Origin of the sequence: Tardiphaga sp. 285_C5_N1_2, assembly GCF_052076065.1 — a bacterium.
GTDB classification, from domain to species: domain Bacteria; phylum Pseudomonadota; class Alphaproteobacteria; order Rhizobiales; family Xanthobacteraceae; genus Tardiphaga; species Tardiphaga robiniae.
In genome coordinates this window covers 2,810,139-2,824,982 of sequence record NZ_CP197241.1, presented here as the reverse complement: position 1 = coordinate 2,824,982, position 14,844 = coordinate 2,810,139, and the positions used below count along the sequence as shown (strand labels likewise).

At 62.4% G+C, this 14,844-nt stretch carries 13 protein-coding genes; 4 read left to right on the top strand and 9 right to left on the bottom strand.

Features of this window, described 5'->3' with window-relative positions; all coding sequences use genetic code 11:
• Positions 1-302: 302 nt before the first annotated feature.
• Both AB7951_RS13480 and AB7951_RS13475 read left to right on the top strand, forming a co-directional pair.
• Positions 303-1,067, top strand: coding sequence for an SDR family oxidoreductase (locus tag AB7951_RS13480; protein ID WP_439061597.1), 765 nt, complete (start codon positions 303-305; stop codon positions 1,065-1,067).
• Positions 1,068-1,156: 89 nt separating this feature from the next.
• Complete coding sequence (locus tag AB7951_RS13475; RefSeq protein WP_093758564.1) at positions 1,157-2,056, top strand: dihydrodipicolinate synthase family protein; 900 nt, start codon at positions 1,157-1,159, stop codon at positions 2,054-2,056.
• Here AB7951_RS13475 and queC read toward each other — a convergent pair.
• Positions 2,053-2,769, bottom strand: coding sequence for a 7-cyano-7-deazaguanine synthase QueC (gene queC, locus AB7951_RS13470; RefSeq protein WP_089264310.1), 717 nt, complete (start codon positions 2,767-2,769; stop codon positions 2,053-2,055). The two genes, AB7951_RS13475 and queC, sit on opposite strands and share 4 nt — an antisense overlap.
• Positions 2,770-2,888: 119 nt before the next feature.
• Between queC and mazG the strand changes: the two genes are divergently transcribed.
• Positions 2,889-3,713, top strand: coding sequence for a nucleoside triphosphate pyrophosphohydrolase (mazG, locus tag AB7951_RS13465; protein ID WP_120289699.1), 825 nt, complete (start codon positions 2,889-2,891; stop codon positions 3,711-3,713).
• A 31-nt stretch (positions 3,714-3,744) separates the two neighbouring features.
• The gene (locus AB7951_RS13460) at positions 3,745-4,530 is read left to right on the top strand and encodes a sulfite exporter TauE/SafE family protein (protein WP_309949025.1); all 786 of its coding nucleotides are present in this window, start codon (positions 3,745-3,747) and stop codon (positions 4,528-4,530) included.
• Positions 4,531-4,547: 17 nt separating this feature from the next.
• On the opposite strand, the gene hflX is transcribed toward AB7951_RS13460, so the two are convergent.
• The 8 genes from hflX to dusB all read right to left on the bottom strand — a co-directional run bounded on the left by hflX (position 4,548) and on the right by dusB (position 14,842).
• Positions 4,548-5,939, bottom strand: coding sequence for a GTPase HflX (hflX, locus tag AB7951_RS13455; protein ID WP_120289695.1), 1,392 nt, complete (start codon positions 5,937-5,939; stop codon positions 4,548-4,550).
• 23 nt (positions 5,940-5,962) lie between these two features.
• On the bottom strand, positions 5,963-6,208 hold the full coding sequence (gene hfq / locus AB7951_RS13450) for an RNA chaperone Hfq (RefSeq protein ID WP_068731834.1): 246 nt from the start codon (positions 6,206-6,208) through the stop codon (positions 5,963-5,965).
• A gap of 187 nt (positions 6,209-6,395) precedes the next feature.
• On the bottom strand, positions 6,396-7,253 hold the full coding sequence (locus AB7951_RS13445; protein ID WP_120289693.1) for a D-amino-acid transaminase: 858 nt from the start codon (positions 7,251-7,253) through the stop codon (positions 6,396-6,398).
• A gap of 41 nt (positions 7,254-7,294) precedes the next feature.
• On the bottom strand, positions 7,295-8,665 hold the full coding sequence (ntrX, locus tag AB7951_RS13440) for a nitrogen assimilation response regulator NtrX (RefSeq protein WP_089264305.1): 1,371 nt from the start codon (positions 8,663-8,665) through the stop codon (positions 7,295-7,297).
• 32 nt (positions 8,666-8,697) lie between these two features.
• On the bottom strand, positions 8,698-10,983 hold the full coding sequence (locus AB7951_RS13435) for a sensor histidine kinase NtrY-like (protein WP_120289691.1): 2,286 nt from the start codon (positions 10,981-10,983) through the stop codon (positions 8,698-8,700).
• 192 nt (positions 10,984-11,175) lie between these two features.
• Entirely contained in the window at positions 11,176-12,618 is a 1,443-nt protein-coding gene (gene ntrC, locus AB7951_RS13430) for a nitrogen regulation protein NR(I) (RefSeq protein WP_068731842.1), read from the bottom strand.
• 14 nt (positions 12,619-12,632) lie between these two features.
• Positions 12,633-13,811, bottom strand: a complete 1,179-nt coding sequence (locus AB7951_RS13425; RefSeq protein ID WP_231080673.1) for a two-component system sensor histidine kinase NtrB — start codon at positions 13,809-13,811, stop codon at positions 12,633-12,635.
• Positions 13,808-14,842 (bottom strand): tRNA dihydrouridine synthase DusB, encoded by a 1,035-nt coding sequence (gene dusB, locus AB7951_RS13420; protein WP_439061598.1) that lies wholly within the window; start codon positions 14,840-14,842, stop codon positions 13,808-13,810. The genes AB7951_RS13425 and dusB overlap by 4 nt, the downstream gene beginning before the upstream one ends.
• Positions 14,843-14,844: the final 2 nt, after the last annotated feature.

The window sequence follows — 14,844 nt, the reverse complement described above, 5'->3', positions numbered from 1 at the left end:
TCGGTCAAACCGCAGCTCACAGGGATGGCGGTGGAGGTTTCGTGTGACGGTCCGATCGCCCGGAAGCGCCGTCGCATGGAAACACTTCCTCGCCCAAAAATTTCGGCGACCATGAGAGGCGGCGGCAAACTTGTCAACATGTCAATGTCGTGCGGATGAGCTCTCATGATCGTATAGTATTGATATATAACAGTGAAATTGCTTGATCCGATCAAATGCCGTGCTGCATCGCACAAATGCTGATAACTTGTCAGGCTGCTGAAATCGTGGTCGAACGCTCGCTCAATCGGAAAGGACCAGGCGTGACCAACGGACTGAACGGCAAGGCTATCGTGATCATCGGCGCAAGCTCCGGCATCGGCGCTGCCGTGGCGAGGAAATTCGGCGCCCTCGGTGCCAGGCTGATCGTGCACTACAACGGCAATCCGGAAGGCGCCGAGGAAGTGGTCGCGAATATCCGCGCGAGTGGTGGCACGGCCGAGCTGCTCCGCGGCGACGTGTCGGAGCGCGCTGAGGCTGCGCGCGTGATCGACGAAGCCCATGCCAAGCTCGGCCGCATCGACGTGCTGATCAACAATGCCGGCGCCATGTTCGGCCGCACCTCGATCGCCAATGCCACCGACGAACAGTATGACGACGTGGTCGATCTCAATATCGGCTCGGTGTTTTTCGCCTGCCGCAAGGCAGCGAAGATCATGGAGACGCAGCGTTCAGGCTCGATCATCAACACGACGTCGGTTGCGGCCCGCAATGGCGGCAGCGGCGGCGCTGGCCTCTATGGTTCGGCCAAGGGTTTTGTCTCGACCATCACGCGTGTGCTGGCGAAGGAACTGGCTCCGTTCAACGTGCGCGCCAATGCGGTGGCGCCGGGCGTGATCATGACGCCGTTCCACCAGCGCTATTCGACCGCGGAGCAGCTCGAAGGCGCCCGCCAGGGCATTCCACTCGGCCGGATCGGAACGCCCGAGGATTGCGTCGGCGCCTATCAGTTCCTCGCCGACGAGACCATGAGCAGCTACATCACCGGTCAGGTCATCGAGGTGAATGGCGGCCAGATCATGCCGTAACGTATTTACCTCTCCCTGCTTGCGGGGAGAGGTAAAAAAAGCGCTTCGTTAGAAGAACTCCTGCAACACGCACCCGAAAGAGCACAACGATGACAGCTCCCTTCCCGACCGGCGTCTACTGCGCCGCGACCACCCCCTTCAACGCCGACCTGTCGGTGGATCAGGGCCTGTTCACCTCCCACTGCCAGCGTCTGCTCGATGACGGCTGCACCGGCATCGCCATGCTCGGCACGACAGGCGAAGCCAATTCGCTGTCATCACGCGAACGCATGGCGCTGCTGGAAGCCGTGGTGAAATCCGGAATCGCGCCGTCGAAGCTGCTGCCGGGCACCGGTGTTGCGTCGATCATGGAAACGGTTGAACTCACAAAGCACGCTGTCGCCAGTGGCGTCGGGGCCGTCGTGATGCTGCCGCCGTTCTACTACAAGGGCGTGTCCGATGATGGCATCGTCGATGCCTATACGGCAGTGATCGAGCGCGTTGCCGATCCGCGCCTGCGCGTGGTGCTCTATCACATCCCGCAGATGTCGGCGGTGCCGATCTCCCTCGACGTCATCGATCGGTTGCGCAAGCGCTTCCCAGAAATCGTGGTCGGCATCAAGGATTCCGCGGGCGAGTTCGCCAATATGAGCGCCATCGTCGATCGCTTCCCGGGTTTCTCGGTGCTGGTCGGCGCCGATCCCCTGATGCTGAAGCTGCTGCCGATGGGCGGCGCCGGCTGCATCACGGCGACCTCCAACCTCGTGAGCCGCGAGCTCGCCACGGTGTTCAATGGTTACAAGGATCCGGCCAAGGCGGCCGAAGTTGCGACTGCGCAGGAGCGTATCGTCGCGGCGCGCAATGCGGTGTCCAGCTATGCGCAGCTTCCCTCGCTGAAGGTGCTGCTGGCGAAGCGCGACAACAATGACAATTGGCTGCGGGTGCGTCCGCCGCTGACAGGCCTCAGCGCTGCCGAAGCGGCCAAGGTCCGCGAGTCGCTGTCCGTCTAGACAGCCGTTGCTGCGAACGCGCGCCAGCCTTTGGCGCGTAGTTCGCAGGCCGGGCACTTGCCGCAGCCATAGCCCCAGTCGTGTAACGCGCCGCGCTCACCGAGATAGCAGGTGTGCGAGTGTTCGCGGATCAGGTCGACGAGGCCCTGCCCGCCAAGCTCATGCGCCAGCGCCCAGGTCGCCGCCTTGTCGCGCCACATCAGCGGCGTGTGCAGCGTGAAATTCTTGGCCATGCCGAGATTGAGCGCCTGCTGCAGCGCCTTGATGGTGTCGTCGCGACAATCGGGATAGCCGGAGTAATCCGTCTCGCACATGCCGCCGATGATGTGGGTGATGCCGCGTCGATAGGCCAGCGCTGCGGCGAATGTCAGGAACACCAGATTGCGGCCGGGCACGAAGGTGTTGGGCAGCCCGTCGGCCCCCATCTCGATGGCGACGTCACGCGTCAGCGCGGTGTCGGAAATGTCGCTCAGCGTGGGGATGTCCAGCGTGTGGCTGTCACCGAGTTTCGTGGCCCAATCAGCATTCAAGGCCTTCACGCCCGCCAGCAGCTTGTCGCGGCTGTCGAGTTCGATGGCGTGGCGCTGGCCGTAAGCGAAGCCGAGCATCTCGACGCGCTTGAAGCGCGCCAGCGCCCAGGCCAGACAGGTTGCTGAATCCTGGCCGCCGGAGAACAGCACCAGCGCGGTTTGATCTGGGAAAGTGTCGCTCATCGGCTGCAGATAGCACTCCCCAGAGCTGTGTGAAAGACAGGCAAAACCGGGCATTTCCGCTGGGCCACGCCGCCGTCCTGCGGCATAGCAAAGGCTCCTGCTGTGAACCGTGGTGCCTCATGACCCCTTCCCGCGATATCGCCGGCCTGATCGAGATCATGGCCCAGTTGCGCACGCCCGTGACCGGCTGCCCATGGGATCTGGAGCAGGACTTCGCGAGTATCGCGCCCTATACGATCGAGGAGGCCTATGAGGTCGCCGATGCCATCGTCAGGCACGATCTCCACGACCTCTGCGACGAACTCGGAGATCTCTTGCTGCAGGTGGTGTTCCACGCCCGGATGGCCGAAGAGCAGAACGCATTCGCGTTCGGCGACGTCGTGGAGGCGATCACCCGCAAGATGATCCGCCGGCATCCGCATGTGTTTCCCGGCAAGGATGGCAAGATCGCACCGACGGATGTGAAGGGGACGTGGGGGCGTATCAAGGCCGAGGAAAAGGCTGAACGCGCCGCCCGGCGCGGCGTTGAGGCCGCGCCGCCCTCCTCGTTCCTTGCCAGCGTCAAGGCCGGGCAACCCGCGTTGAGCCAGGCCATGGAGCTGCAGACAAAAGCCTCCAGCGTCGGCTTTGACTGGAATGACCCACGCGCGGTGCTGGCGAAAATCCGCGAGGAAGCCGACGAGATCGAAGCCGCACTCGATCGCGGCGATCAGTCCGAAGTGGCGGCCGAGACCGGCGATCTGATGTTCGCGCTGGTCAATCTCGCGCGGCACGTGAAGGCAGATCCGGAGCTGGCGCTCCGCGGCACCAATGCGAAATTCGAACGGCGCTTCGGCTATATCGAACGGGCGCTCGCGGCGAAGGGAAGCTCGCTACAGGAGGCGTCGCTCGGACAGATGGATGCGCTGTGGAACGAGGCGAAGGGTAACGAAATCGCGGATTGAATGACTCGCAACCGCCAAGGAACAATCGACGATGACACTGACGGACGTCCTCGGCGGTCTTCTGGCGGGCGGTGTCGGCGGCATGGCGTCCGGCTTGCTCGGTATTACCAGTGGCGGAATCCTCGTCCCGCTGCTGGTGCTCCTGCTTGGCAAAGATCAGCACGTCGCCCAGGGCGTTTCTCTCGTCGTGCAGGTCGTGCCCACCAGTCTTTCCGGCGTCCGCAACTATCAACGCAGCGGCCATCACGTGCCGCCGCGCTGGCTTGCCTGGCTGGCCATCGGATTTGCAGTGGGCGGGTGCGTTGGCGCCTTGCTCGCAACAACCGTTTCTGCTCGCGCGCTGCAATGGACTTTTGTCGGCTATCTGCTGGTTCTCGAAGTGATCGTCATCTGTCGGCCGTCACATCCCAAGCTCGAAGGCACTGCAGACGAAGCGAAAGAGGTGCCGTTACGCGGGTCAGCGCTCGTTGCCATCGGCGCGGTCGCGGGCTGGTCGTCGGGATTTCTGGGGATCGGCGGCGGGCTTGCGATCACCGCCTTGATGACGGGCCTGCTGAAGGTGTCCCAGCATCAATCCCAGGCCCTTAGCCTTGCCGTCACAGCACTGCCCGTCACTTTACCGGCCGCCCTGCTCTATGTGCAGCAGGGCACAGAGCTGCCGTGGCTCACGATTGCAAGTCTGATCATTGGGCTGTGGATCGGTACCGGTCTTGGATCATGGCTGGCGAATCGCATGAGTCAGAGAGCTTTGCGGATGACACTCATCGCTGTCATCGCCGGCATGGCGGTGTTCATGGCGTTTAAAGCTGCCACCTGAACAACAACGGAGTTTCGTCAGGCACTCAGATCCGCGACCGGATGCAGCACTGCACTGAACCGGCTCATGACGATATCGCGTTTGGTCTCATCGACACGCACCACCATGTCGAAATGGCCGCCGTGCAATTCTTTCACCAGTACTTCCGCATTGCGATGCAGCCAGCTCACGCCAGCACCGTCCGCAGCGTCGATCGACAGATCCAGCGTGATGCGGCTGGCGGCGAGCCGTGTTTCGATGGCAGCGAGCAGATCGTCGATGCCCTCGCCGGTTTCGGCTGAGACCATGAAGCACGGCTTGTCCAGCGGCCGCCGCGCCGCGATATTGGCGAGGTTCTCGCGCTCCTCCGGAGGGAAACGGTCGATCTTGTTCCAAACTTCGAGAATGCGCGCTGTTGCATCGGTATCGATGCCGAGCTTGCGCAGCACGTTGTCGACATCGCTTTGCTGCGCTTCCGCATCCTCATGCGAGATGTCGCGGACATGGAGAATGATGTCGGCTTCCAGTACCTCTTCCAGCGTCGCGCGAAACGCGGCTACGAGCTGGGTCGGCAGGTTGGAGATGAAGCCCACCGTGTCCGACAGCATGGCCTTGCCGCCATGCGGCAGCGTCAGCGCGCGCAGCGTCGGATCGAGGGTCGCGAACAACATGTCCTCGGCCTGCACGTCGGCGCGCGTCAGCCGGTTGAACAGCGTCGACTTGCCGGCATTGGTGTAACCGACCAGCGCAACAACGCGATACGGCACGCGCTGGCGGCCGGCGCGATGCAGGCGCCGCGTCGCCTGGACCTTCTTCAGATCGGCTTCGAGCCGCGCGATGCGGTCGCCGATCATGCGGCGATCCGCCTCGATCTGGGTTTCGCCGGGGCCGCCCATAAAGCCAAAGCCGCCGCGCTGGCGCTCCAGATGGGTCCATGAGCGGACGAGACGGCTGCGCTGATAATTGAGATGCGCGAGCTCAACCTGCAGCGTGCCTTCCTTGGTCTTGGCACGGCGGCCGAAGATTTCAAGGATGAGACCGGTACGGTCGAGCACCTTGGCCTTCAGTTCCTTTTCGAGATTGCGCTGCTGGATCGGCGACAGCGCGCAGTCCATCACCACGATGCCGATCTCGTTCGCCGCGATCAGGCCAGCGATCTCCTCGACCTTGCCCTTGCCGAGATAGGTGGCCGGGCGGATCTGGCTCAGCGGCGCGGCGACGGCCTCGACCACGGTGAGGTCGATGGCGCGTGCGAGACCGACCGCCTCTTCGAGCCGGGCTTCCGTATCGCGGACATGAGAATAGGCTTGCGCGTCGGCGTCGCCCCGCCGTTCGCGCAGGTAAGGACCGACCACGAGAACGCGGCCGGTCGATTCGCTGCTGGCCGAGGGTCGGTCGGCAGCATTGCCTTCGAAGCTACGAAATTCCAATCAAGCGTCTCTCAGGAGTTCGCTCAAGCCGGATCCTCGCCACCCTCAAAAAGCTGAATCGGTGCGCCCGGCATGATGGTCGAGATCGCATGCTTATACACCAGCTGCGAGTGTCCGTCGCGCCGGAGCAGAAGACAGAAATTATCGAACCAGGTGACAATGCCCTGCAATTTGACGCCGTTCACCAGAAAGATCGTGAGCGGAGTCTTGGTCTTGCGTACGTGGTTGAGGAAGGTGTCCTGTAGATTTTGTGCGCGGTCTGCCGCCATTTTTCTTAATCCCGCAGTCTGTTTTGTTGCTTTTTTTGAACCCGGCGCAGCCCTCTCCGGGGCCTTACCAAGCTGCCGCACTTTCCCCTGAGATCCCCCTCCGGGAGCGCGACGACGTGATTAGACGGCAGGCGCGCTTTTTAGGCAAGCCGGAACGCGGAATTGGTGCCTAAAAGCGCGGCAAATTTTATGAAATCGCTGCGAATTTATGGAATTCCTGCCTCAGGCGCGTCGCGATACCACCAGGCTTGCCGTCACCGATCGGTTTGCCGTCGATATTGATGACCGGCATCACGATCTGACTCGCCGACGAGACGAAGGCTTCTGCGGCGTCATAAGCCTCTGCCGGTGTGAAGTTCCGCTCTTCCAGCTTGAGCTGCATCGAAGCCAGAACCTCGATCAGTACGGCGCGGGTGATGCCTGCGAGAATGCCTGACGCGGCCGTGCGCGTCACCACCTTGCCGTCCTTGGTGACGATCCAGGCGTTGCACGACGCACCCTCAGTGACGAAACCCTCGGCGTCGACATACCAAGCTTCATAGGCGCCCTTGTCGCGCGCTTCCTGGCGCGCCAACACGTTGGGCAGCAGGCCGACAGTCTTGATGTCGACGCGCGGCCAGCGATTCTCGGCCGTGGTGATGACCTTCACGCCCTTGGCAGCAGTCGCCTGGTTCTTGGCGAAGTTGAGCGATTTCGCCGTCACGACCACGCTGGGCTTCACGTCCGGCGAAGGGAAGCCGTGATCGCGATGGGCGACGCCGCGGCTGATCTGCAGATAGACGATGCCGTAATTGATGCGATTGCGGCGGATCACTTCCTGCATCACCACCTTGAGTGATGTCAGCGGCATGGCCTCGGCGATGCGCAATTCCCGCAACGAGCGCTGCATGCGCGCAATATGGCGAGGAAAGTCGACCATCTTGCCGCCGATGATCTCGCAGACCTCGTAAATGCCATCAGCGAACTGATAGCCGCGGTCCTCGACGTTCACGGCGGCATCGCGCAGGTTGACGTATTGACCATTCACATAGGCGATGCGCGACATGTTCGTTCCGAGGCTTGAGTTGAAAGCTTGAGGTGAGTGATTTAGCCGACGCCGAGCGCTTTGAGCTTGCGGTGCAAAGCGGAGCGCTCCATGCCGACGAATTCAGCGGTGCGCGAGATGTTACCCGAAAAACGGCTGATCTGCGCAATCAGATAATCGCGTTCGAACACTTCGCGGGCTTCGCGCAGCGGCAGGCCCATGATGTGCTCGCCATTGTTGCTGGTGGGCATCGACGGCACCATTGAGCCCACGTCCTGCGGTAGCATGTCGGCGGTGATGATCACTTCCGGCCCGCCGCCGGCCAGGATCATGACGCGTTCGACGTTGTTGCGAAGCTGGCGGATATTGCCGGGCCAAACGTGGGATTGCAGGACCGCCATGGCGTCCTCGCCGATCTGCCGCTTCGGCAGGCCCGTCGCGATGGAGATCTGCTCCATGAAATATTCGATCAGCTCCGGGATATCCTCGCGATGCTCGGACAGCGGCGGCACGCGGATCGGCACTACCGAGAGGCGATGATAGAGATCCTCACGGAAACGACCTTCGGCGATTTCCTCTTCGAGATTGCGTGCGGTCGACGAAATAATGCGGACGTCGACATTGACCTTGGTGGTGCCCCCTGCCCGCATGAAAGTCTGGTCGACCAGCACGCGTAGGATCTTGTTCTGGGTCTCGCGGGGCAGATCGCCGATCTCGTCGATGAATAGCGTGCCACCATGAGCCTCCTCTAGGGCTCCTGCCTTACGCGCCTGTTCGCCATTGGACTGTTCGATGCCGAACAGTTCGACTTCCATGCGCTCCGGCGTAATCGCTGCAGCGTTGATCACGACGAACGGCCCCGTGGAGCGGGCAGAGGCCGTGTGCAGCGTGCGCGCGGCGAGCTCCTTGCCGGCGCCCGACGGGCCGACGATCAGAATGCGGCTATTGGCCTTCGCCGCGCGATCGATGGTCTGGCGCAGCTGGTTCATGGCGGCCGAGCGCCCCGTCAGCGAATTGGCGACCGGTGCGAGTTGCTTCAGTTCCTTGACTTCGCGTTTCAGGCGCGAGGTTTCGAGCGCGCGCGTCGCGACAAGGATCAGCCGGTCAGCCTTGAACGGCTTTTCGATGAAGTCATAGGCGCCGCGCTTGATCGCCGCGACCGCGGTTTCGATATTGCCGTGGCCTGAGATCATCACCACAGGTAATTCGGGATTATCGCGTTTGACCTGCTCGAGCAGTTGCAGGCCATCGAGCTTGCTGCCCTGCAGCCAGATGTCGAGAAACACCATGTTGGGGCGGCGATTGGCGATTTCCGCGAGCGCGGAATCGCTGTCTCGTGCGGTGCGGGTGGTGAAGCCCTCATCGTCCAGAATGCCCGCAACAAGATCGCGAATATCGGCTTCGTCGTCGACGATCAGAATGTCATTTGCCATGGGTCAAAATATCCTGGTCACGTTTATTCTTGTCAGTTGCCGGTAGCGGCTTTGATCTTCGGTTCGTCATCAGGCGGGGATTCCGGTTCACTCTTGTCTGCGTCAGCCTTCTGACCGGAGATAGAAAACCGCAGTCGCATCCAGGCACCGCGCTGTCCTGGACGTACACTCGATGCGTCGCCAAGTTCGATGCCTCCACCATGATCCTCGAGCACCTTGCCGACGATCGCGAGGCCGAGGCCAGTGCCTTTCTCGCGAGTCGTGACATAGGGTTCGAGCAATCGCGACCTGTTGACGGTCGGCAGACCGATGCCGTTGTCGATCACGTCGATCAAGATCATGTCGTTCTCGCGCGACGCTGTGACGTCAATACGACCTTTGCCGAGTTCTTCCGGCGGCACGGCCTCGATCGCCTCTGTCGCATTCTTGATGATATTGGTGAGCGCCTGAGAGATCAGCCGGCGGTCGAACCGCGCGCGCATCGGCTCTTCCTTGATCTCGGCGGAGATGTCGAGGTCGGGGTGACCGACCCGCATCAGGAATACGGCCTGACGCACAGTGTCGGCGACATCCTCACCCTCGATCACGGGCTTGGGCATGCGCGCAAAGCGCGAAAATTCGTCGACCATGCGCCTGATGTCGTCGACCTGCCGGACGATGGTGTCGGTGCACTGTTCGAAGATTGCCTTGTCGTCGACGATGACCTTGCCGAATTTGCGCTTGATGCGCTCGGCCGAGAGCTGGATCGGCGTCAGCGGATTCTTGATCTCATGCGCGATGCGGCGCGCCACGTCGGCCCAGGCCGAGGTGCGCTGAGCCGAGACGAGTTCGGTGATGTCGTCGAGGGTGATGATGTAGCTGTCGCGCGACTGGCTCGTTTGTTCTGCACTGACGCGCACCGACAGATTGCGCTCCTGCCCGTCGCGGGTGATCGTCACCTGCCCCTGCACCAGCCGCTGCGATCCCTCGCGTGCGGTCTGCATCAATTCGTCGAGCTCGGGAATGATCTCGTGCAGCGGGTGGCCCAGCGTTTCGGACTCCGAATGTCCGACCAGTTTCTCGGCCGAGCGGTTGAGAATGCCGATCATGTTCGAGCCGTCGACACCGATGATGCCGGCGCTGGCCGATGACAACACGGCCTCGATGAAACGGCGGCGACTGTCGATGACGTCGCTGGCGCTGACCAGTTCGTCACGCTGTGTGCGCAGCTCCTGCGTCATCTTGTTGAACGTCTCGCCGAGATGAGCGAGATCGCCCTCGGACTGGATCACCGGTACCTGGACATGAAGATCACCGGTCGAGACCATGTTCGCTGCGCCCATCAGGCGGCGGATCGGCGCCACTAGCCAGTTGGCGAAATTCAGGCCGATCAGCACAGCGGACATCAGCACCGTCAGTGCGATCACGGTGAACATCAGCGCGAAGGCGACCTGAATGCCGAGCCTGCGCGATTCCAGTTCGGCATATTCGGCCGCGCCGGCCTGGCTCTGATTCATCTGCGCGACCACGCGCGGATCGAGCTTGCGGGCGACATAGAGGAACATGTTGTCGAACGCTCGCAATCGGATCACGGCGGCGACGTAATTTCCCTCGGGGATCACAGCGATGGCCGGCTCGGACGCGCTGACATTGACGAGGAAGTCTGCCGGCGGCGGTGAGAATTCCTGTTTGATGCCGGGTTGGTCGGGTTCGATGACGTTGCGATCCTTGTCGATCAACATGGCGCCCGGCAGATTGCGCGCGGTTGCATTTGCCAGCATCAACGAACGGAACGTGCCGCGGTCCTGATAGAAGAGCGGCTGGATGCGCGCGAGATCGTCGGCCATGCCGAGGATATCGCCGCCAATCAATTGGCCGTGCTCGTGCAGATAGGCGCTGGCAATCACGAGCGAATTGTTGATGACCGCCTTGGTCGGGCCGGAGAACAGCCGGTCGAGGCCGCGGTCGAGGGTCACATTGGCGACGATCGAGACGAGCACCGCCGGCAGCACAGCGATCACCGAGAACAGGCTGACGATCTGGACATGCAGCCGGGCCGCCGCCCTGCCCCTGCGACGCGCCTGGACAACCTTCCAAATCTCCCGCGCAATGATCAGGACCAGCAGGAGGACGCTGGCGGCATTGATCAGCAGGAAGGTAACGACGACCTGATGGGTCGGCGCGATCGGCGTGAGGCCATTCAGGACGAGGAAGGTCAGGCATGACGATAGGAGTGCCAAGCCGACGGCCAATGGCACGAACAGCCGCCGCAGGGTCCACCTGCGCGGCTCCGCCATCGACGGTTCATAGGCTGTAGCCGACGTGTCTGCGCTGGTCATTCCGACAATGTGGTGAGCGTGGACGCCGTGCGGCTGCCGGAGACAGCCCGGACCGCACTGATGCAATCATACAACAATGTTGCCCAATTACGACAAATCCACGGCGCAGACCAGCCAACGAAAACGCATACCCTGCGTTTTCGTTTGTTTTTGCGTCTCAAACCCTGGAATTGCTCGATCCCGCTGCCGGGATCAGCCGCCGGTTCGATAGACCTGAATGTCGAGGTCGCGAATCTTCTTCCGTAGCGTATTGCGATTGAGGCCGAGCAGATCCGCAGCGCGGATCTGGTTGCCACGGGTCGCGGCCAGTGCTGCGGTCAGCAGCGGTACCTCGATCTCGCGGAGAATGCGGTGATAGAGGCCCGGCGGCGGCACGCCGTTCGGGAAGCCGGAGAAGTGCGAGGACAGATAGACCTCGACGGCACCACCGAGATTATCCACGCCGGTCGGCGCGCTACCACCCGAGGCCACAGCGGGCGGCGCCAATTCGCCGTCGATCACCGAGCCGGTAATGACGTCCTGCGGATAGAGTGCTGCCAGACGGCGCGCGAGGTTTTCCAGTTCGCGAACATTGCCCGGCCAGCGATGCTGCTTCATGCGCTCGAGCGCCAAAGCGTCGAGCTTCTTCGGCGGCAGGCCGTCCTTCTCCGCGAGTGCAAAGAAGTGGCGGATCAGATCGGGCAGATCCTCGATGCGCTCGCGCAGCGGCGGCAGGCGCAATGGCACGACGTTGAGGCGGAAAAACAGATCCTCGCGGAACAGGCCCTGCTGGATCAGGATGCGTAGATCCTTGTTGGAGGCGGCGACGATACGCACGTCGGTCTTGATCGGCGTGCGGCCGCCAACCGTCGTGTATTCGCCCTGCTGCAACACGCGCAGCAAACGGGTCTGGGCTTCCATCGGCATATCGCCGATTTCGTCTAGGAACAGTGTGCCGCCTTCAGCCTGCTCGAAGCGACCGGTGGCGCGGGCATTGGCGCCGGTGAAGGCGCCGCGCTCGTGGCCGAACAATTCGGATTCGATAAGATCGCGCGGGATCGCCGCCATGTTGACCGCAACGAACGGGCCATTGCGGCGCTTGCCGTAGTCATGCAGCGCGCGGGCCACCAGTTCCTTGCCGGTGCCGGACTCGCCGGAGATCATCACTGTCAGATCGGTCTGCATCAGGCGGGCGAGGACGCGGTAGATTTCCTGCATCGCCGGTGAACGGCCGACCAGCGGGATCGAGTCGAACTCACCGTCATCGGCGTGGCTGGCGACACGCTCCTTCGGCTCGGACAGCGCGCGACCGACGATCGCGATCAATTCCTTCAGATCGAACGGCTTCGGCAGATACTCATAGGCGCCGCGTTCCGACGCGCGGATCGCGGTCATGAAGGTGTTCTGCGCGCTCATCACGATAACCGGCAGATTGGGGCGCATCTTCTTGATACGCGGCAGCAGATCGAACGCGTTCTCGTCAGGCATCACCACGTCGGTGATCACAAGGTCGCCCTCGCCCTGGCTGACCCAGCGCCACAACGTGGCTGCGTTCCCGGTCAGGCGAACCTCATATCCGGCGCGCGATAGCGCCTGATTGAGGACGGTGCGGATCGCCGTATCATCGTCCGCAACCAGAATGCTACCTGCAGCCATCGTTAGTCCTCGTCTTACGTCTGTGAGGTGTGCGTCGGTGCCGCGGGGGCATCGGCGCTGCTCGGATCAAGGGTCTTGTCGTCCAATTTCTTGGCGGGGTTGAACATCGGCAACAGCACGCGAAAAGTCGTCTTTCGTGGCTGAGATTCACATTCGATGATCCCACCGTGATCGCCGACAATCTTCGCAACCAATGCAAGACCCAGGCCGCTTCCGGTGGGCTTGGTGGTGACGAAGGGATCGAACAGGTTGGGCAGCAGATCTTCGGGAACGCCAGGGCCGTTGTCCTTGACGCAAAACTCCAGCGGCAGCGAGACGCGCGATTTCTTGCCCGGCACAGACAGGCGGACGCCCGGCCGGAACGCGGTGGTGAGCTGGATCTCGCCATCGGAGCCGAGATCGACGATGGCTTCGGCAGCGTTCTTCACCAGATTCAGGAACACCTGAATGAGCTGGTCCTGATTGGCCAGCACCGGCGGCAGCGACGGGTCGTAATCCTCGATGAAGCGGATGTTGCGGGCGAAGCCGGACTGCGCGAGGCGCTTCACGTGATCGAGGACGGAGTGAATGTTGACCGGGCCACGCGCCACCGGGCGGTCGTCGCCGAATACTTCCATGCGATCGACCAGCGTCACGATGCGATCGGCTTCGTCCATGATCAGGCGTGTCAGCATGCGGTCTTCCGACGATGCCGACTGCTCAAGTAGCTGAGCGGCTCCGCGAATTCCCGACAGCGGATTCTTGATCTCATGCGCCAGCATGGCCGCCAGCGCGATCACGGATCGGGCCGCGCTGCGATGGGTGAGCTGTCGATCCATCTTGTCGGCGATGGTGCGCTCCTGGAGCATCACCACAATATGGCCCGGACGCTCGGTGAGCGGCGCGACATGCAGATCGACCTGACGATCGCCGCCGATGCGCGGTGTGCCCAGATCCACCTTGTATTCGTTAACCGGCGAACCCGCGGCGCGAACCTGATCGATCAGCGCCAGCAGCGGACTGCCGAATGGCACCAGTTCTTTCAGAGACTGCCTGCGCAGGAACTGCGTAGAAATCTCGAAAAAGGATTCCGCCGCCATATTGGCGTCGACAATCTTGCCGTCGGGCGCGATCAGGATCACCGGATTAGGTAGCGCGTTGAGAATGGCCTCACTGTCGGTCGGGACAGGGCGACGGTGCTCTGCGGCGTTCATGCGGCAGCACTCCATGCGAAATCATCGAAAGCGTCATTCAGAGATCGCTGCACACCGGAGGGATCTTCGGATGTAAGGATCTTCTGTCGCCAGGTCTTCAGGGTCTCGGTCGGCGCGCAACTCGTAACCGCGGCCGCATCGAGCGCCCAGCCGAGATGTTTGCGCGCGTGGCGCAGACCGATGCGCAGGCCGTAGTGTCGGACCACGTCGTCGTAGAGGGCGCAGATATAAGCGAGTTGCTGCTGCAGCGACGGCACGGCTTCCGCGATGCCGGTTTCAAGACGTCGGCCGATCTGGCCGGGCAGCCACGGCATACCCTGCGCGCCCCGCCCCACCATCACGGCATCGGCGCCGGACATCTTCAGCGCACTCACGGCCTTGTCGTAGGAGGTGATGTCACCATTGACGATCACTGGGATGCTCACCGCGTCCTTCACCGGGCGCACGGCGCTCCAGTCGGCTTCGCCCTTGTAGAACTGGCATCGCGTGCGGCCGTGCACGGTGATGAGCTGGACGCCCGCCTGCTCTGCGCGCTGCGCAAGCTCAGGCGCGTTCAGCATGCGATCGTCCCAGCCCAGACGCATTTTGAGAGTCACGGGTACTTTCACGGCAGCGATGGTCGCCTCGATCAGCTTCAATGCGTGGTCGAGGTCGCGCATCAGCGCGGAGCCCGACTGACCACCAGTCACATGCCGCGCCGGGCAGCCCATATTGATATCGATGATGTCGGCGCCGGCGGCTTCGGCCACACGGGCCCCCTCGGCCATCCAGTGGGTCTCACAGCCGGCCAGCTGGACCACATGCGGACCGATCCCGGTCGCTTCGCAGCGCAATACCGACATGGGACGACCATTGACGAGATCGTCGCTGGCGGTCATTTCTGACACGACGAGGCCGGCCCCGAGTTCGGCGGTGAGCCGCCGAAACGGCGCATCGGTGATGCCCGACATCGGCGCCAGAACGACCCGGTTGGCGATCTCGATGCCACCGATTTGTAACGGCTTGCTGTATACTGAGTCCGGGGTGGTCACAG